Origin of the sequence: Pseudomonas sp. HY2-MNA-CIBAN-0224 (assembly GCF_040310285.1) — a bacterium.
GTDB classification, from domain to species: Bacteria; Pseudomonadota; Gammaproteobacteria; order Pseudomonadales; family Pseudomonadaceae; genus Aquipseudomonas; species Aquipseudomonas helleri.
Genome location: NZ_JBEOPQ010000020.1, coordinates 44,726 through 62,897, shown reverse-complemented (window position 1 = coordinate 62,897; position 18,172 = coordinate 44,726). Strand labels below are relative to the sequence as shown.

Sequence of the window (18,172 nt, the reverse complement as noted above, 5' to 3'; positions counted from 1 at the left end):
TTTTATTGTGCAAAACGCTTATAGAGTACCCGTGCTGTGGCGTCGTGGTTGTTGACTTTTTATAACGATTTGCTCTGGGGCACAATAAATCATGACCAGCGGTGCCGGCATATTACCTCAAGTCTGTTTATTGGCCACAGAGCAAGATCAAATTAACGTGCTGTTATGCAATAGGTGATAAAGAGCTTGAGGTAGATCACGCTCGTCCGTATTTGTCTTCGAAGCGGACAATATCGTCTTCACCCAGATAGGAGCCCGACTGCACCTCGATCAGTTCCAGCGGTATAACGCCCGGATTTTCGAGTGCATGAATCTGCCCAATGGGTATATAGGTAGACTCGTTCTCGCACACCAGATAGGTACGTTCGCCGTTGGTCACCTTGGCCGTTCCGCTGACCACGATCCAATGCTCAGCCCGGTGGTGGTGCATTTGCACCGAGAGCTTGGCACCTGGCTTCACGGTTATGCGCTTGACCTGATAGCGGTGGCCATTGTCGACGGAATCGTATACCCCCCACGGGCGGTACACCTCGCGATGGTTGATGTGCTCGCTACGCGAGCCATCTTTCAATTGCTCTACGATTTTCTTTACATCCTGCACATGGTCCTTGTGAGCGACCAGTACCGCGTCCTTGGTTTCGACGATCACCAAGTCATTGACACCAACCGTTGCTACCAAACGATTATCGGCGTGCACAAAGGTGTTATGTGACTGCTGACTAAGCACGTCACCCTTAAACACATTACCTTGCTCGTCTTTGTCGCTGACCTCCCATAAGGCTGTCCACGAGCCGATATCGCTCCACCCCGCATCCAGCGGCACCATGACTGCATCGGCCGTCTTTTCCATCACGGCATAGTCCACCGAATCGTCAGGGCAGGCCGCAAAAGCTGCTTCATCCACACGGGTGAAGTGCATGTCTTGCGTGCCGCCAGCCAGTGCTTTACGGCAGGCGGCGAGAATGTCCGGGCGGAAGTTTTCGAGCTCTTGCAGATAGCGGCTTGCACGGAACATAAACATGCCGCTGTTCCAGAAATAGCTGCCGCTGGCCAGATACTCCTGAGCTGTTACCAGATCAGGCTTCTCTACAAAACGACTCACCTTGAACCCACCAACGCCTACATCGATACCTTGTTCGATGTAGCCATAACCGGTTTCAGCATGCGTTGGCACAATACCGAAGGTCACCAGCTTGCCGGCTTGGGCCAAGGGCAGAGCTGTTTGAATGCTGGCCTGGAATGCAGCTACATCCTTGATCAAATGATCTGCAGCCAATACCAGCAGAATCGGGTCTTGCGTTTCAGTGCAGCTTTCTAACGCCGTTAACGCGGCTAAGGCAATGGCTGGTGCGGTATTACGGCCTACCGGTTCAAGCAAAATATTAGCTTTTTCAAGTCCCAGCACACGCAATTGCTCTGCTGCAAGAAAGCGGTGTTGCTCGTTGCAGATCAGCCTCGGCAACGCGGCACCCAGGCCGTCAAGCCGCTGCAAAGTGGCTTGCAGCATTGAAACATCGGCATCCGCCAATGGCAGAAACTGCTTGGGGTTGAGTTGCCGTGACAGCGGCCACAAACGAGAGCCAGAGCCCCCGGCCATAATGATCGGAAAGAGCATGTTCAACATCCTGTGTGTATGCGTCGACAATTAGCGCAGTGCAGCGAGATAGGCACGGGTATTGGCGTGCACCAGTTCGTGTGTCTGCATCTCGATCAAGGGCCACCAGCGATAAGCCCCATGTTGTGCGTGGGGCAATGGCAATGTTGCACCCTCGGGCAGAACCAACTGATAGGCCAGCACGACGTAGTGGGTGTCTGGTGCTTGCCCGTTATCACCAAATACGCTGTCGGCATAAAAGTGCTCATAGACCTCCAGCAACCTAGCGTCGCTACGCTGGTACGCTTGCCCCAGTTCTTCCTGGGTCAGGCGACTGAAGGCAGCGTCCAATGTTTCATTTTTTAAAATGCGCCCGCCCGGTACAAACCAACTGCCTTTGGCGGGTCGATTGAGTCGTTGCCCCAGCAAGCATTCGCCTCGGGCGTTCTGAACAACCAGATCGATAGAAACCAAAGGCGTGTAAGCCACAACACCGCGAAACACATCATTACTGAGCCACATACTTCAGACCTCAGCCAGAAAGCGCGTCAATATTTGGTCTTTGTCCAAGAACTCACAGGCGTACCCGGTGGCAATGGTATTAGGCACTGGCATAGCCAGTACGGTTTCAATACCGTTGACCAACGCCTCAACAGACTCGGGCTCCACCAGCGCGGCAATCCCGGGGTACTCAGCACAAAGCACACCCAAGCTGGTCTTGGGGTCGGCAGTAATCAAGGCGTTACCCCCGACCGCAAGGATATTGGTGAGCTTGGAAGGCAACACCGCATCGGCGGCCCCACGCTTCTGGATGACCAAATGACAATCAGCCGATGCCAACAAGGCAGGTAAATCGTCATAAGGTTGTAATGGCGCAAACACCATATTGCTCAGGTTGTGTTGCTGGCTCAGCTCCTGCAAGCGAGCCTTGCCCGCGCCTTCACCAACCACCAGGAACACCAGATCTGCACGATGTGCCATACGCTCAGCGGCTTCAATGACGCACTCCAGCCCCTGCTTTTCCCCAATGTTGCCCGAATAAAGTAAAACCCTTTTCTCTGGATCGACGCCTAACCTGCGCAACAAGTCGGTATTACGCGGTACGTTCTGGAACCGGGCTGTTTCTGACCAGTTCGGGAAGAAGCGTAACTGCTCTTTGGCAACGCCCTTGTCTTCGGCTCGCCTCAGCATCCCACTGGAGATAGTAGAAACCCGGTCGAAACTGCGTAACAGTGCCCGTTCAACAGCAAACGCCCAACGCTTGAGCCTTTCGCCCTTGGCAATGGAGAGCCCGAACAACGCATCGACTTCGTAATCCTGAACATGCAGCACCGAGGTTGCCCCAGTCAGCTTGGCCAAGGTCAAAGCCTGCGGTGCGCAAAACAGGGTGGGTACCACCAAAATCACCTTATCTGGCTTCCAGAGCAGTTGGGCCATTACCGCAAAGGCTGATGATAGTGAAAAACTGGCCAAATGCAGCAATCGTTTAACGGCTGTTGGTCGAGCCGGTACGTACAGCGGGCAGCGGATAACGGTGACGCCAGCCTCCTGGCGTTTGCTAAAACGCCAGGTGCTGAAGCCTGTCCAGACTTTCCAGTCTGGGTAATAAGGTGGTGCGGTAATCACCCGCACCTCATGCCCCTGTGCAGCCAACCAGGCTGCCATTTCACCGCTGTATTTACCAATACCGGTTAGTTCGGGGCTGTAGTTAATGCCGTAGAGCAGGATTTTCATCAGTGGGTCCGCGCCTGTTGCACGTTTGTTACATACCAGTCGTAGGCGTCTTTGAGGCCGTCTTGCAAACCGATACTTGCTTGCCAACCCAAAGACTTGAGGCGTGACACATCCATCAGTTTTCGCGGTGCACCGTCTGGTTTACTGGTGTCGAAGGTCAACTTGCCAGTGAAGCCTGCGACCATTGCAATGGTCTTTGCCAATTCGCCAATCGTGCAGTCAACACCTGTGCCCACGTTGATATGCGACAGCATTGGCTGGGTATTGGCCTGATAAATGGTGTTGTCCAGTTCCATCACATGCACGCTGGCGGCCGCCATGTCATCGACATGCAGGAATTCGCGCATCGGTGTGCCTGTTCCCCAGATCACCATTTCTTCGTCACCGCGCTGTACCGCTTCATGGAAGCGGCGCAGCAGGGCAGGGATGACGTGGCTGTTCTCTGGGTGATAGTTGTCATGCGGCCCATACAAGTTGGTCGGCATGACACTGCGGTAGTCACGACCATGCTGGCGATTGTAGCTTTCGCACAATTTGATCCCTGCAATCTTGGCGACCGCATAGGGTTCATTGGTTGGCTCCAGTACCCCTGTGAGCAGCGCGTCCTCGCGCATCGGCTGTTCTGCATGCTTTGGGTAGATGCAAGACGAGCCCAGAAACAACAACTTCTGAACATCGTGTTGATGCGCGGCCTGAATGATGTTGGCCTGGATCATCAAGTTGTCATAGATAAAATCTGCTGGGTAAATGTTGTTAGCCTGAATGCCGCCAACTTTTGCCGCTGCCAGATACACCTGATCGATCTGATGCTCTTTGAAAAAAGCCTGAACCGCTTGTTGGTCAAGCAGGTTCAGCGTGTCACGGCCAGCAGTGATAACCCTGTCATACCCCAGCGCATGTAACCGGCGAACAATAGCGGACCCGACCATGCCACGGTGGCCAGCAACAAAGATGTTTTGATTCAGATCACGCGTCATGCTCAGTTCTCCACAGCAACCGGCAAGTCGTGGCCATGTTCTTTGAGCAAAGCATGGCGCTGAGCGACTTTAAGGTCCTCACGTACCATTTCGGCACACATTTCCTGAACGGTGATCTCCGGTACCCAGCCCAGTTTTTGCTTAGCTTTAGTTGGGTCGCCCAGCAGGGTTTCCACTTCGGCAGGGCGGAAGTAGCGAGGGTCAACTTTGACGATCACATCGCCAACTTTCAGAGCGGGAGCATTGTCACCTTCGATGTGTACAACAATTGCTTGCTCATCAACGCCTTCACCTTCGAACTGCAGTGTGATGCCCAACTCTGCGGCGGACCAGCGCACAAATTCACGCACCGAATACTGCACGCCAGTGGCAATCACAAAGTCTTCGGCAGTATCTTGCTGCAACATCATCCATTGCATACGTACGTAGTCTTTGGCATGACCCCAGTCACGCAAAGCGTCCATGTTGCCCAGGAACAGGCATTGCTCGAGACCTTGACTGATGTTTGCAAGGGCACGGGTGATCTTGCGGGTTACGAAGGTTTCGCCACGGCGCGGCGACTCGTGGTTGAACAAAATACCGTTACAGGCATACATGCCATACGCCTCACGGTAGTTAACCGTGATCCAGTAGGCATACATCTTGGCGACAGCATAAGGCGAGCGAGGATAGAAGGGCGTCGTTTCCTTTTGCGGGGTTTCCTGTACCAAGCCGTAAAGCTCGGAGGTCGATGCTTGATAGAAGCGAGTCTTCTTCTCCAGGCCCAACAGGCGAATGGCTTCCAGGATACGCAGAGTACCCATGGCGTCTACATCAGCCGTGTATTCAGGAGACTCGAAGCTCACGGCTACGTGCGACTGGGCACCCAGGTTGTACACTTCATCAGGCTGCACTTCTTTGATAATGCGAGTCAGATTGGATGAGTCGCTAAGGTCGCCGTAGTGCAGTACGAAGTTACGATTGTTGACATGTGGAGCTTGGTAAATGTGATCCACGCGCTGAGTATTAAACGAAGATGCACGGCGTTTAATGCCATGAACTTCATAGCCTTTTTCTAGCAAGAGCTCTGCCAAGTAAGAACCGTCTTGGCCAGTAATTCCGGTGATGAGAGCGATTTTTTTAGTCAATTTATTAATCCATTATTTGATTTTAAGGGTGGATATTTTATTTTAATTTTAATCCAGTTAATTTTTCTAGCAGTACTAGTCGCTCTTCGTTATTAGAAGCATTTTTTATTATTTTTTCTGCTTCGAAAACCCGTACATCAACGAGAGCACGATACCAATAGGCCTGAAAGAAGTGGTAGGCAAAACCTTCTTTCGCGTCAAGAAAGCCAAGGCATACAATATATCTAAATATGAAATAGAGAGTGGGCCGGACAAACAAGGGTAGCTTGTTATAAATATTTTCTTTGAGGAGTCTTTTGATTTTTGCTTGTTTGTTTCCGGTTTTTTTAATTTGAGTATCAATTCCAAAGAAATTGTACTTTTTATTTAATATATCGATCATCTCGCGATCAGCATATTTATTATGCTTTTCAGTCCACCACCGTTGGTTGTTTAAGGGGTTGTGGAGGATCTCCCCTGGAGCTTGTGCAGTTTGGCCGTCACTCAGAACAATATGTTCATCCATCCAACGCGACTCAATTCGACCAGATCCTGTGCGCCAGATACGCAAGAGATTCAAGGGGTCATAACCGCCGAATCGAATCTTACGGCCCATGTAAATATTTCTCAGATGACAGTTGAAACCAACAGTAGAAGGAGGAGCATTCTCCAGTGCTGCCGCGAGCGATTGTTGCATAGCAGGGTTTAGCAGCTCGTCAGCATCCAAGCGCATGACCCATGTTGTTTTAATGTCGCAGTTGTCCAGCCCCCACTGAAATTGGTCCGCGTAATTTTTCCACGCACGCTGGTGGACCGTGGCTCCAAAGCTCTTGCAAATCTCGACTGTGTTGTCAGAGGAAAAACTGTCGACCACGAAAATATGTTTAGTAATAGGCAGTATTGATTCAATACAACGCTTTATATGTATATCTTCATTGTAGGTGAGGATGACAACTGAGATGTTGCTCATGAGTGATCCCGGTATCGTTCTGTGTGTATTTTAGCCGGATTGCCAAAAGCAACTTTGTTTGTAGGCAATGATTTAGTGACGAGAGATTTAATTCCAACGACGGTGTAGTCGCCGATGTTGACTCCCATCAATACAGTTACGTCACTAGTGAGCCAGCATCCCTTCCCAATATGAATTGGTTTTCTTTCAAGTTCGAAATTTACACTTTTATAATTGTGCGATCCTGTGATGAGTTGGCATCCTTGTCCAACGCAGCTGTTTTCGCCAATATGAATTGCCTCTAGACAATAGATCCATGAGCGCTCACCAACTGACGCTTGATGCCCCATTGTTAAGCGCCATGGGTATTCGATGCGCGCACTACTTGCCGGGTGAGCTGTAGAGGCGATTTTTGCACCGAATAAATTTAGAAGAAAAACTCTGTAGCGATACATAAACCAAGGTGTTGGTCGGTAGAAAATTAACCAGACGACATTCCATGCTCGAGCTAGTATCTTTTCTTTAACAGAAAAGGGAGTTGTTTGAGTTGGCGTGTAATCAATCACTTTGAACTTCCCTCTCCTTGAGTAATTTAGCTGGGTTTCCGCCGTAAACACCCCACGGTTGTGCATTTTTTGTGAGCAGTGCCGCCATTCCTACAACCGCACCTTCTGATACTGTTACACCGGGCATAATTTTCGCATAAGCACATATCCACGCTTGATCCATTATCTCAACACTTTTAATAATTAAATCGTTATGCGGGGTGGCAATATCATGTGTTCCTGTACAGATAACAGCATGCTGACTTATGGTTACGTTGCTTCCTATTTTTATAGGGCCCATAGAATAAATATCAGTATATGGGCCGATACAAGAATAATTCCCTACGGATAAGTTCCAGGGTGCCCAAATTTTGGCGCTTGGATAAACAACGCATCCAACACCTATTTTTGCTCCGAATATTCGTAGCGTTGCAATGCGCAGGCTATTTAAAGCCCAGTATGGTGTCAGGGAGAAAAATACGTTTGCAAACCACCATAGAACTCTAGCGACCTTGTTTTTTGTTGAGAATGGTGATTTATTCTCTTTTAGAGAGACGGTGGTCATTTAAGAATTTACTCCTGTGTGGAGGGTATTGATTGCGAGGCGTTTGACGATTGTTACCTCTGTTTGTGAGGTGTCATAAATTAGTAATAAAAAATATTTATTGCGCTTAGGCTTAATGATTGTTTTCTTTAATGATTTCAATCATGCGCTCAGCAGCACGACGAATGTGAAAGCGTTGAGCAAAACATTGCTTTGCCTTTTCGGACATATCGGCATAGCTAGTCGGGTTAAGAGCTAACCAACGATTTATATTTCGAGTGGTTCCTTCGACGGTATCATCATCAACGAAACCTGCTTTGTCCGATTCAATCTCACGCCAAATATTTACTTTATTGCTTATTAGAACTGGTTTGCCACACGCTAGAGCTTCTGCAACAACGATACCGAAATTTTCTTGGTGTGATGGTAAGCAAAAAGCTTCAGCTGCGTAAAAAGCGCCCCATTTAATATCTCCTGATAACATTCCCAGCCAAGAAATTCTGTCGGATATTCCTTGTTGTTCAGCTAAGATTTTAAGCGTAGGAGACCAATCTGTTTGATCTGGGCCTGCAATGACAAGTTGTAGGCTTACATCTTGGTAAGCCGCTTTTGCAAAGGCTTTAATTAATAGGTCGCAACCCTTTTTCTCATGTATTCTGCTGAGATAAAGTAATAGACGCTTTCCGTTTAGTTCAGGATAAGTTTCTAAAAAATTTTTAGAAAGATAGGCTCCGCGGTCTGGAGCATCTGCTGTGCCGAAAGCCGTTACGGCTTCATTTGCTCTATAGAGCCAAAATGTCTGGCGAGCTAAGATTTTTTCATCTTCACAAGTAAATAATACTGCTTTGGCGTCTCGCAGAACTTTGTATTCAGCCCAAGGCCAATAAAGCCATTTTTTCAAATGTTTTAGAGGGTAAGTTTTTTTGAACCATGGGTCGAGCATCCCATGTGTGAATATAAAATAAGGGACATTTTTTTTGGCTAACGAACGCCACGCACCAAAACTATGATATTGCCAAAGTCCGTCTATTATCACAGCATCAAAAGAATCGGCATTTTTATCCAGCCAAGGAGTTAATTTTTTATTATATTGATAACTCCCCTTGGAGGGGCCTAGGGCGTGTGCTTTTACAGGGTAGTCTGAAATAAAATTTGCATTTGGATCATCTAAACAAACAAGTTCAATATGATGCCCAAGGTGCTTCAAAGTTGTGTCAACCTTGCGTGCAGCCTCCATTGGGCCACCACCTGTTGGGTCTATTGAAGATATAACTCTTAAAATTCTCATGTTAGTTCCATCTATAGCTTACATTTGTTTTCGAGAACAAGTTTTACAAACTGGTCACCCATCGGTGGATTGTTGAGATCTAAGTATGTAGCGAAACTAGCGTTGGCGACATTTTTTATTGTTTCTGTTGGAAGCTGCCAAATATGATCTAACACTGCAGAAAGCCCAACTTCATTGAGTTTAGGATCGAATAAAAAGCCGTTTTCATTGTTTGTTATGTATGAGGGCTCCGGGCCCATATGATTTTCAATGTTGTGATGAACTAACGGTGGAAGCCCTAAGCTTAAATAGTGAACGATACTCAGGCCTGCATCACCGGGGTAACAACCTATTCTGCACAGTTTACTGATCTTGGCAATGTCATGATTATTATGTACTGCACCATGCCAATGAATCCATGAAATGTTTTTGTAGTGATTCATGTAGTGATCAGTTAACTGCCCGCTACCGATCACATGAAGTTCAAGGTCTGCCCCGTTATTACGCGACAGCTGAATTGCTTTGATCAAGATATCTAATCTGCAGCCATCTCGTAAGCGGCCTATAAACAATACCCCATTTTCAGTGTATTTTTTTTGATTCGGTGTGACAGTAGTTTCAAGTTCTAATGAGTTTTTTATCGTGATAAGTTTTTCCGGTAGACATTCTGCATCTAGTAAGCTTTTTTTAGAAAGCTCTGTATAGCACACATATTTTGTAGAGTATCTGCATATAGTTTTATACATCATTTTTCGAAATTTGCTTGGATTTGTATATGCGTAAAGCCCCTGGCCGTGAGCATAAAACTTCAAATTTAATATTCGACAAGCAATCATTATCATCCAAAATGATATAAATCTAGGGTTGGCAAAAGTGATCACGGCATCCGGCTTGTCTTGAAAAACTCTTAGAACAACATTTTTTTGATAAAATAAACGCCCACCAAGAAGCGATATTGAAGGGGATTGCACTGTTGTCGAATTGTCTGAACTGACGGCCATATGGCCTTGTTTTATTGCATCCGAGTTGTCATAAAAAGCAGATGTCTCGAAAATGCTTGCCAGTTTTTTAATTATCGGTGCTCTATACCCAGCTAAAATTGGTTGTATATAGAAAACAGTGTGCTTCCTTGGAGAGTTTTTGGTGGTGTTCATATTTATTAGTCGTCTTGTATTAGGTTGTGTATTTATATGCGGACTGGTTCTCGTATACTTAATACAAAAACGATTAGTGCAAAGTATAAAATACCTAGGCTGAGTGCGTCAGCAAGATATCCCTCTGTAATGCTAGTTGTTAATATGCACAAGAGTCCTGGTAGCCAGGCCTTGCGAAAGGAAAAGCACCCTCTGTTTCGAAGTGATCTTGCAATACATAAAATCAGACATACAAGCAGTGGTATGCCTGTGAGTAGCCCTCCTTGTGCTAATACCCGTAAATACGATCCTGCGGTGCCCTGTGTGTTAGAGCCAGCTCCGAAAAATGGGTTGGCAGTAAAGTTATTCCACATGGATACCCATACTTCGTTACGTGTATTACCTGCCTCGGTCATTCTCTGAATTCCTGGTATGAGCTGCTCCAAAAATTCAATAATTGAGTCGATTGAAAGCGTTATAATAAGTGCAATAAAGGCCAGTATTAAAATAGTGCTTGTCTTGAGGTACTTCTGAACATATGCATACCCCAATCCAGCTCCTATCAGGCCAAGTATTCCTGTGCGGGAACCACTCGCCATGACGAGTACTACTGAGAGAATGAGTAAGACAATTGAAAGTGAGCTATTAAAGCCTTTTCTTCCTATTTTTTTAAAGGTTATGTTAAAATCTATAATTATTGATGCGCATATTGCAAAGCTTACGCCTGCAAAATTAGGGTGTTGAAAAAGTCCTAAAAAACGACCTTTCCAACTACTCGTTGAATATTCAAAAAATAATAGATACGTGTTAAGGACTATAACTATACTTGCGAAGTAATATAACCCTTTGATGATAGACTTGTAATGTTCTTCGCTGCGAGCTGTGCCGTTTCGCGACGAGACTATGAAGTACAGTGCGAGAATGCATATGAAAGATATTGCGTGTTCAAGTCCATTTTGAGCTGTGGTCAGTAGTCTTAGAGTAAGTGCTAGTTTAAAAGCAAGTAACCAGATGGCTGGATAAATGATGTTGAATGATATTAGTCTTGGTTTTCGCATCCAAGAGAAAAATAGGGTTAATAGCCCTATAGCCCCAATGAAAGGGCTGTAGCTTTTGAGTATTAGTATTATGCCGCTATATGTTATTGTTTCAAACTCGAGGTCGTATCCAGGCTTGACTGTTGCTGCGAAAAAGAATAAAGCTATGCCAATGGATACTAAGTCTGGGCGCCAGAAATTTTTATTAATTGATTTTGGTAAAGCTGGGTTAGATCTCATTACTTATTAATATCCTTACTTGCTACAGGAGAGTTTATAAGTATCTGTGCGTCAATCTCTTCAACTAAGCTGCCCCCACTGATAGAGTTTACTTTTCTTACAAATAGCTTGTCAGATGAGATGATTTGCTCCCAGTCGTCTAGGGTGTACCATTTTTGCAAAGACGGACATATTAGATGTGTATTTACTAACCGCCATAGACCTCTGCCTTCATAAGCCTGTAGCCCGTCTGCTTTTGAATTGAATGGTGAGTTGCCAATTATCGTATGGAAGTAGTGCTCGTCAGGGGAAAAAGTTTGTTTGTTGGACTCGTAAAACCAAGGATTGTCGTTGTGATAATCTAGAATGTATTCGCAGCATTGAGGTGTCAGTGCGCACCAAGTATGTCCAAAGTAAGGAATAACTTTGTTGCTCCACTTGTTTGGAATACCTAGCTTGCGCAGAGCTTTTCTTACCGATTTATCAGCTAAGTTTAGTATTTTATTTTTACTGTTTGTAAAGGGTTCTAAAAATTGTTTATGTGTAATGAGCTTTAAGTAATGCTCTGGTGACTCCCGCATATCAATGTATTTGATGAATTGTCTTTCAGGCTCTGATACAAATATTTCGAAAATCTGTTTTTCTGGTTTTATTGGGTAATCCGAGCCTGTGATAAATACGAAGTGGGTGTAGTTTTCTGAGAATGGTAAAACAGCTTTAATTAAATTTAGTAGCGCATCAACCATGGAAATACCAGCCCACGCTACATTCACTCGATCTTCGATGAAAGTAACGGTTTTTGGGCAAGCGGATACAAAATCAGATAAATTCGCTTTGATATCTAAATGTATATAAATATCTGCATAAGTGCTTAGAGACTTAACTAAGGCGTTGAGATGTGTAGCGTCACTATGAGCAAGTATAAGATAGGCGATTTTTTTCATGGCTTTAATTTGCATAAGTGGCTATTTGTTTGATTGTTTGATACTTATATAATTGTCATTAGTTGCAAACAATGGTGGTGTTTGTTTTTCTTCGTAGGTTTAGGCGCCGCTTTAGTGTTCTCTGGACGTGTATTTTTAGAATCGATGATTTTTGTTGTTGATAACTTATCTTTAGAATCTCATACGTTAAATTTATTTGCTGTGAACGTTCGTCATCAGTATGAGGTTCAGTACCTTGGTGTATTTCAGAATACCGTGGAGTTTAGTCCCGTACGCTTTCGTACGAGATATGCAAGTACTACTTCGCACGATATTATGCTTAGTGCTGACGCAGTTGCTGCGCCTGCAATATCCCATATGGGGATGAAAATCAAACTAGCAATGATGTTTACTGCAAATCCAATGAAAATACCAATTGAAGCATCACGCTCGTGGCCTGTCATATATAAAATTTGGCCGACAGATCCAGATGCTGCGGCTATAACTTGTGCTACACATAAAATTGTTAGGCTAGAGGCGCCACGCTCAAATTCAGAACCAAATACAGTACCTAAAAGAGGTTCGGCAAACACTCCCAAAATCAATGCAAAGGGTATAGCTAATCCTAGGGTCCCACGTGCTGCAATTGTGATGACTCTTTGGAGATTTTGCATTTCGCCTAGAGAGTAGAGCTTTGAAATGGTTGGTTGTATTGCCATATTGACTACGACAAGTGAGAAGGCAACCAATTCTGCTCCCCGTGTTGCCACCTGGTATATGCCAGCAGATTCAGGGCTTTGAAGCCCTGACAGTATAAGCATATTAATTTGTGATCCGATAATGCCCGTCCCTACTATAAATAGTAGAGGTATAGAGGATTTAGACCATGCTTTCATTTCAAAGCGGGGCGTCGAGTTACGAATTTCTTTAGGTATACGTCTAACCAGAAGCCAAGCACCAACTAAGAAGCTTATCGCAGCTGCGATAAATCGCGCTGCCATTACAGTTTCTGAAGTCAACTCTAAAGAAAGAGCTTGAGAGAACCCAACCCAAGCACTTATAAATATCATGAACAGCCCAGGTGTTAACAGGTTTTCAGAAAGCTGGCCTAAAACTACATAGTGTAGCCCTCTTAATAGTGCTGAGCGCAATGCTCCTAGAGCAACGATAGGCAGTAACGCCATTGCCCACCAAAGAGAGTATGTGTAGGAAGATGCTAAGGAGTCACTTAACAGCCATACGACAATGGCTCCCAAACCCGCAAGTAAAAGTGAAGCTATTAATGTTAGTTGCCCGGTGCGTTCAAGTAAACCCCGCATCAAGCCCCATTCTTGATGTGCACGGTAACTGCTAAATAATCTAATAACTAATGTAGGGAAACCCAGCGTGGCAAAAACGCTAAGTAATGTTAGTACAGCCATTGATGATACATAGAATCCATAGCTTTCCGCCCCTAGCCAACGGGCTAGAAAGATGCTTGTAAGAAGCATCAATGTCTTGGAGGAAAGACTAAGTGCTAAACTACCAGCTGCAGCTCGGACTAAATGACGGCGTAGGGCTGAGCCCCCAGTGATAAAGTTTCGTATTTTTTTTACTGCAGTGGTCATAGACATCAATGCTCATGCTGTATGGCAATATGTAGCAAGTTAAGTCTTAGCGACCAATTGAACGGTACGTAATGCCTTTCTTTTTTATTCGACTTGGTTCAAAAATATTTCTGCCGTCAAAAATAATAGGTTCATGGAGTTGTTGTTTAATTAGTTCGAAGTCAGGAGCTTTAAATGCTTGCCATTCGGTAACAATGATTAATGCATCTGCATTTTTCAGCGACGATTCTTTAGTTCCGCACAGAGTCAGATCATCACGGCTGCCATAAATACGCTGGGTTTCTTCCATGGCCTCTGGGTCAAAAGCTTGCACTTTGGCCCCTGCTTTCCACAAAGCTTCCATTAATACTCGACTCGGAGCTTCGCGCATATCATCGGTGTTAGGCTTGAAGCTCAGACCCCAGAGTGCGAAGGTTTTACCTTTTAGGTCACCATTGAAGTGTTTAAATATTTTTTTGAACAATACAGACTTCTGTTCATCATTGCGGCTTTCTACGGCTTTGAGCACTTTAGCATCGTAGTCGATACTGTCTGCGGTACGGATCAGCGCTTGTACATCTTTCGGGAAGCATGATCCGCCATAACCTACGCCGGCATACAAAAACTGATAACCAATGCGCGGGTCAGAACCAATGCCCTGGCGTACCATTTCTATATCTGCACCGAGCATTTCTGCAAGGTTGGCCATTTCGTTCATAAAGCTGATTTTTGTTGCGAGCATGCAGTTGGCTGCGTACTTGGTGAGTTCAGCGCTGCGCACATCCATGACGATGATTTTTTCGTGGTTGCGATTGAACGGCGCGTACAGCTCGCGCATTACATCTTCAGTGGCTGTGCAACTGGTGCCGATCACTATACGGTCCGGGCGCATGCAGTCTGTTACAGCGGAGCCTTCTTTCAAAAACTCTGGGTTGGACACGACATCGAATGTCAAATCTTCACGCTGGCGCTGGGATAGCACGTGTGCGATGCGCTGGCTTACTTTATCGGCTGTACCGACTGGCACCGTCGATTTGTCGATGATGATTTGCGGGCGTTCCATATGCTTGGCGATGGTTTCAGCAACTGCTAGCACATACTTAAGGTCTGCCGAACCGTCTTCGTCTGGAGGTGTGCCGACGGCAATAAATTGCACTTCGCCATGTTTAACTCCGGCTTCAGCATCGGAGGTGAAATTCAACCGGCCTGAAGCGTAGTTTTCTTTAACCAGTGCTTCGAGGCCAGGTTCGTAAATTGGGATGTGGCCTTGTTTGAGGCGTTCGACTTTGTTGGCATCAATATCAATGCATACGACATCGTGGCCGACTTCGGCGAGTACTGCACCTTGAACGAGGCCGACGTAACCGATGCCAAAAACTGTGACTTTCATGTCGATTCCCTTTAAACATAAAGCAGATTGTAAACAATTGAGAGATGGTTTCTTGCTGAAGCTGTATGGCGATCTACAGGAACATTGGATAGAGCAAGTTATATAGATTGGGCACGCTACCGCCCCAGGATTATTCGCAAATCCCTGAAAGCGGTTTAAATATTTTTAATTTAAATTTTCTTGTTGCTTCTACGCTAAAAGAGCGCCTTTCAACTGTCAAAGGCGCTCATTGGTAGTCAATGCTTAGCTATATTAAGTGTTATCTGATTTGTATTCGTAGTTGTAGTAGCCATATGCCCCATAGCCATATTTAGCGGAAGCACGCTTTTCGACGCCATTGAAGATGGCGCCTTTTAGGTCAATACCGTTTTGTGCAAAGCGGCGCATGGTCAGTTCAACTTCCCGAGCCGGGTTTAGTTCGAAACGGGTCACAATCAAATTGGTGCCGGACTGGCGGCCAACAATGGCTGCATCGGTTACGGCCAAGAAGGGCGGTGTGTCGAGAATGACCAGGTCATATTTAGCGCTGACTTGATTAAGGAACTCGGTGAAGTTCTTGTGCATCAGAAGCTCCGATGGATTCGGTGGGATTTGCCCACGGACGATTACATCGAGATTTTCTATTTCGGTGTGATGAGTCGCGGTCTCTAGGTCACAACGCTTTGCCAAGAGATCGGACAAACCATTTCCGACCTCAAAGCCAAACATTTTATGGATGTAACCTTTGCGCATGTCCACGTCTACCAGAAGCACGCGTTGTCCCGATTGTGCAATCACGGCAGCCAAGTTCGAAGAAATAAAGGATTTACCGACTTTTGGGCTTGGACCAGAAATCATCAGACGGTTATTGTCGGCTTCCAGCATGGCAAAATGCAGGCTGGTACGCAGACTACGCAAGCCTTCAATGGCTAGATCTGTAGGATGGCTGCTGGCTAATAGAGGAGTGACACGGGTGCCTCGACCTTTAGTGCTTTTATCGTCTTCGACTTTTTGCAATGAGCTAAATGGAATCGAAGCATAAACCGGCAAGCCTAGTCTTTCGATATCATCCGGGTTCTCCACACCGCGATTAAGTGCTTTACGAAATAGCACATAGCCCATGGCTAGGAAGGCACCGAACAAGGTTGCAATCAAAACTATAAGAGCCTTTTTTGGTTTGACCGGTGTTCGCAGATCTACATCTGCGGTATCGATCAGCCGTACGTTGCCAACCGTACCTGCGCGCATTACGTCCAACTCTTGGGATTTGTTCAGCAACTGAGTATAAATTTCTGTGCTGACTTTTACGTCGCGAGTCAGGCTCAATAGTTCTTGCTGGGTCGTAGGCAAGCCTTCAACTTGTTTTGCCAACCGATTTTGTTTACCTGTCAGTTCGGCGAGTTGAGCCATCAATGCGCGATAAGCAGGGTGCTGTGGTGTGAACTTACGATCCATTTCTGCTTGCTGCAATTTTAACGTAGAGATGCTGGTGTCCAAAGCCACGATTTGGTCGAGTATGGCTTTAGCTTCGAGGCTGATATCAATCGACTTACTACGGATCTGAAATGCATTCAGCGCATTTTCTGATTTTTCCAGATCTTTACGGACTTGGGGTAGTTGGTCGTTAAGGAACCCCAGACTTTGCGCGGCTTCGGCAGAACTACGCTCAACGTTTTGTTGTACATAGAGACGAGCGATTTCATTCAGAATACTTATCGCTTTATTTGGGTCAGTATTCTCAAGTGCCAGCCCGATCATGCCGGATTCTTTGCCGCGCTCTACAACATCCAATGCTTGTTGATAACTCAAGATAGTACTTAGTCGAGAGTTTCGGCTTACATTGAAATTGGTTCCGGGATTGGCTTGTAGCTCTTTTACTTCTATTTTTATATTATTTTGGTCGTAGGGCGTACCAACTTGACCTTTTACCAATATGTTGTTGTTTTCATCTAACAAAAGATAATTGCCTGCTTCACCGCTTACCAAGGTCAGTTCTTTACCCAGTAAATCATGCGGCAGTTCCAGCTCAGAAATATCAAGGCGCTCTCCGCCCCAAGCATAACTATTCATGCCCAGCCAAGGTTGTGCGACAGTATTTTCTGGGCTAGGTTTAAAGCGCCTCGCAAAATATTCACCAATCAATGGGAAGTATTTAGGCTCAACATGGATATCCAGTTTTAGGTTGTCGACTGCTGCGCCAATATTTTTGCGTGACTTTATCAGCTCAAATTCAGTTGTCGATGGCGATTCCTTGCCCAAGATGCTGCTGACATCTGAGAATCCCAGCATGTCATTTTTCTTGGCCTCAACCTGAACCAGAGCATTCGCCTGGTACACCGGTGTCGCCAAGAGCGCATACGCCACGCCCGCAGCCATAAAGGCCCCGGTAACACTTGCGATCAACCATTTATGATCGAGCATCGTGCCCAGCAACCCCATAAGGTCGATTTCGTCGTTATCGTCTTCGCGGTCATGGGACTTTGTCACGGGAGCTTGCTGCATAATTCGATTCTTTTTCTTCACAGTATTCGAGAATTTGCTCAGCGCTTGAGGCGCTGTGCCCATGCGTTTACAGCTTCTTCAATCAGCGCGTACGCATGGTCGAAGGCGGCTTTCCCCTGGCGATAGGGGTCGTCGATTTCACGGTTGTTTTGCCATTTACCCAACAACAAGACTTTGCCGCGTGCTTCCGGTGCGATTTTCAGTACACCGTCTATGTGTTTCTTCTCCATGACAAGGATGAGATCCGAGTCATTTATCAGAGAAGAGTTCAATTGGGTACCGCTGTGGTCGCCCAGGACATGACCTTTGCTCTCAAGGACAGCACGAGCGTTTTTTTCGATGGCGTGGTTTTCCAAGGCGCCCAAGCCCGCAGAGCTCACGGCGATGCCGGAGGGGGCGAGGGCGACCCGCAGCAGATGTTCTGCGGTAGGACTGCGGCAGATGTTGCCGACGCAGACAATCAAGATTCGTTTAAACAAGGCAGCTTCCTTTGTGCCAAATATGCTCAGCCGGCGAGAGCATTCAACTAATCGTCACGACCACCATGCCCGCGTTTGGGCAATGGTTGTACCTGTCTATAAAAGCCTATGTGCAGCAATTGCTATGTGGACATGGCCTTCACAAGGCAACAGTTCCCTCTGTTTTAATTACAGATAAGGCCGGTGTGAAGTTGGAGGTGCCGAAAAT

The 18,172-nt window shown here is 46.1% G+C and carries 16 protein-coding genes; all 16 read right to left on the bottom strand.

The genetic code is table 11. The annotated features are described in order from the left end of the window. Positions 1-196: 196 nt before the first annotated feature. The 16 genes from AAEZ03_RS11980 to AAEZ03_RS11905 all read right to left on the bottom strand — a co-directional run bounded on the left by AAEZ03_RS11980 (position 197) and on the right by AAEZ03_RS11905 (position 17,964). The gene (locus AAEZ03_RS11980; RefSeq protein ID WP_350578832.1) at positions 197-1,615 is read right to left on the bottom strand and encodes a mannose-1-phosphate guanylyltransferase/mannose-6-phosphate isomerase; all 1,419 of its coding nucleotides are present in this window, start codon (positions 1,613-1,615) and stop codon (positions 197-199) included. Between the two features lie 30 nt (positions 1,616-1,645). Beyond that, on the bottom strand, positions 1,646-2,116 hold the full coding sequence (locus tag AAEZ03_RS11975; RefSeq protein ID WP_350578829.1) for a GDP-mannose mannosyl hydrolase: 471 nt from the start codon (positions 2,114-2,116) through the stop codon (positions 1,646-1,648). 3 nt (positions 2,117-2,119) lie between these two features. Next, positions 2,120-3,328, bottom strand: coding sequence for a glycosyltransferase WbuB (locus tag AAEZ03_RS11970; RefSeq protein ID WP_350578826.1), 1,209 nt, complete (start codon positions 3,326-3,328; stop codon positions 2,120-2,122). Continuing rightward, positions 3,328-4,305 carry a GDP-L-fucose synthase gene (fcl, locus tag AAEZ03_RS11965; protein WP_350578823.1) on the bottom strand — a complete coding sequence of 326 codons (978 nt, stop codon included), beginning with the start codon at positions 4,303-4,305 and terminating at the stop codon, positions 3,328-3,330. Before fcl ends, AAEZ03_RS11970 begins: the two co-directional genes overlap by 1 nt. A 2-nt stretch (positions 4,306-4,307) precedes the next feature. After that, positions 4,308-5,432 (bottom strand): GDP-mannose 4,6-dehydratase, encoded by a 1,125-nt coding sequence (gmd, locus tag AAEZ03_RS11960; RefSeq protein ID WP_350578820.1) that lies wholly within the window; start codon positions 5,430-5,432, stop codon positions 4,308-4,310. Between the two features lie 37 nt (positions 5,433-5,469). Further along, the gene (locus tag AAEZ03_RS11955; protein ID WP_350578817.1) at positions 5,470-6,381 is read right to left on the bottom strand and encodes a glycosyltransferase family 2 protein; all 912 of its coding nucleotides are present in this window, start codon (positions 6,379-6,381) and stop codon (positions 5,470-5,472) included. Continuing rightward, complete coding sequence (locus AAEZ03_RS11950; protein WP_350578814.1) at positions 6,378-6,926, bottom strand: LbetaH domain-containing protein; 549 nt, start codon at positions 6,924-6,926, stop codon at positions 6,378-6,380. The genes AAEZ03_RS11955 and AAEZ03_RS11950 overlap by 4 nt, the downstream gene beginning before the upstream one ends. Next, the gene (locus AAEZ03_RS11945; RefSeq protein WP_350578811.1) at positions 6,919-7,470 is read right to left on the bottom strand and encodes an LbetaH domain-containing protein; all 552 of its coding nucleotides are present in this window, start codon (positions 7,468-7,470) and stop codon (positions 6,919-6,921) included. Before AAEZ03_RS11945 ends, AAEZ03_RS11950 begins: the two co-directional genes overlap by 8 nt. 112 nt (positions 7,471-7,582) lie before the next feature. Beyond that, positions 7,583-8,737 (bottom strand): glycosyltransferase, encoded by a 1,155-nt coding sequence (locus tag AAEZ03_RS11940; protein WP_350578809.1) that lies wholly within the window; start codon positions 8,735-8,737, stop codon positions 7,583-7,585. Positions 8,738-8,748: 11 nt separating this feature from the next. Next, positions 8,749-9,870 (bottom strand): glycosyltransferase, encoded by a 1,122-nt coding sequence (locus tag AAEZ03_RS11935; protein WP_350578806.1) that lies wholly within the window; start codon positions 9,868-9,870, stop codon positions 8,749-8,751. A gap of 32 nt (positions 9,871-9,902) precedes the next feature. Then, positions 9,903-11,126 (bottom strand): O-antigen ligase family protein, encoded by a 1,224-nt coding sequence (locus AAEZ03_RS11930; protein ID WP_350578803.1) that lies wholly within the window; start codon positions 11,124-11,126, stop codon positions 9,903-9,905. Continuing rightward, complete coding sequence (locus tag AAEZ03_RS11925; protein ID WP_350578800.1) at positions 11,126-12,049, bottom strand: beta-1,6-N-acetylglucosaminyltransferase; 924 nt, start codon at positions 12,047-12,049, stop codon at positions 11,126-11,128. Before AAEZ03_RS11925 ends, AAEZ03_RS11930 begins: the two co-directional genes overlap by 1 nt. A gap of 245 nt (positions 12,050-12,294) precedes the next feature. Beyond that, the gene (locus AAEZ03_RS11920; RefSeq protein ID WP_350578797.1) at positions 12,295-13,641 is read right to left on the bottom strand and encodes an oligosaccharide flippase family protein; all 1,347 of its coding nucleotides are present in this window, start codon (positions 13,639-13,641) and stop codon (positions 12,295-12,297) included. A 40-nt stretch (positions 13,642-13,681) separates the two neighbouring features. Beyond that, positions 13,682-15,004, bottom strand: a complete 1,323-nt coding sequence (locus tag AAEZ03_RS11915; protein ID WP_350578794.1) for a UDP-glucose dehydrogenase family protein — start codon at positions 15,002-15,004, stop codon at positions 13,682-13,684. Between the two features lie 252 nt (positions 15,005-15,256). Continuing rightward, complete coding sequence (locus AAEZ03_RS11910) at positions 15,257-17,485, bottom strand: polysaccharide biosynthesis tyrosine autokinase (protein ID WP_350578858.1); 2,229 nt, start codon at positions 17,483-17,485, stop codon at positions 15,257-15,259. Positions 17,486-17,523: 38 nt separating this feature from the next. Then, positions 17,524-17,964 (bottom strand): low molecular weight protein-tyrosine-phosphatase, encoded by a 441-nt coding sequence (locus AAEZ03_RS11905; RefSeq protein ID WP_123748807.1) that lies wholly within the window; start codon positions 17,962-17,964, stop codon positions 17,524-17,526. Between the last annotated feature and the right edge of the window lie 208 nt (positions 17,965-18,172).

Excerpts from the sequence above, each read along its gene's own strand:
- AAEZ03_RS11980 (WP_350578832.1), bottom strand. The coding sequence starts at position 1,615 with ATGCTCTTTCCGATCATTATGGCCGGGGGCTCTGGCTCTCGTTTGTGG.
- AAEZ03_RS11975 (WP_350578829.1), bottom strand. The coding sequence starts at position 2,116 with ATGTGGCTCAGTAATGATGTGTTTCGCGGTGTTGTGGCTTACACGCCT.
- AAEZ03_RS11970 (WP_350578826.1), bottom strand. The coding sequence starts at position 3,328 with ATGAAAATCCTGCTCTACGGCATTAACTACAGCCCCGAACTAACCGGT.
- fcl (WP_350578823.1), bottom strand. The coding sequence starts at position 4,305 with ATGACGCGTGATCTGAATCAAAACATCTTTGTTGCTGGCCACCGTGGC.
- AAEZ03_RS11955 (WP_350578817.1), bottom strand. The coding sequence starts at position 6,381 with ATGAGCAACATCTCAGTTGTCATCCTCACCTACAATGAAGATATACAT.
- AAEZ03_RS11945 (WP_350578811.1), bottom strand. The coding sequence starts at position 7,470 with ATGACCACCGTCTCTCTAAAAGAGAATAAATCACCATTCTCAACAAAA.
- AAEZ03_RS11940 (WP_350578809.1), bottom strand. The coding sequence starts at position 8,737 with ATGAGAATTTTAAGAGTTATATCTTCAATAGACCCAACAGGTGGTGGC.
- AAEZ03_RS11935 (WP_350578806.1), bottom strand. The coding sequence starts at position 9,870 with ATGAACACCACCAAAAACTCTCCAAGGAAGCACACTGTTTTCTATATA.
- AAEZ03_RS11930 (WP_350578803.1), bottom strand. The coding sequence starts at position 11,126 with ATGAGATCTAACCCAGCTTTACCAAAATCAATTAATAAAAATTTCTGG.
- AAEZ03_RS11925 (WP_350578800.1), bottom strand. The coding sequence starts at position 12,049 with ATGAAAAAAATCGCCTATCTTATACTTGCTCATAGTGACGCTACACAT.
- AAEZ03_RS11920 (WP_350578797.1), bottom strand. The coding sequence starts at position 13,641 with ATGTCTATGACCACTGCAGTAAAAAAAATACGAAACTTTATCACTGGG.
- AAEZ03_RS11915 (WP_350578794.1), bottom strand. The coding sequence starts at position 15,004 with ATGAAAGTCACAGTTTTTGGCATCGGTTACGTCGGCCTCGTTCAAGGT.
- AAEZ03_RS11910 (WP_350578858.1), bottom strand. The coding sequence starts at position 17,485 with ATGCAGCAAGCTCCCGTGACAAAGTCCCATGACCGCGAAGACGATAAC.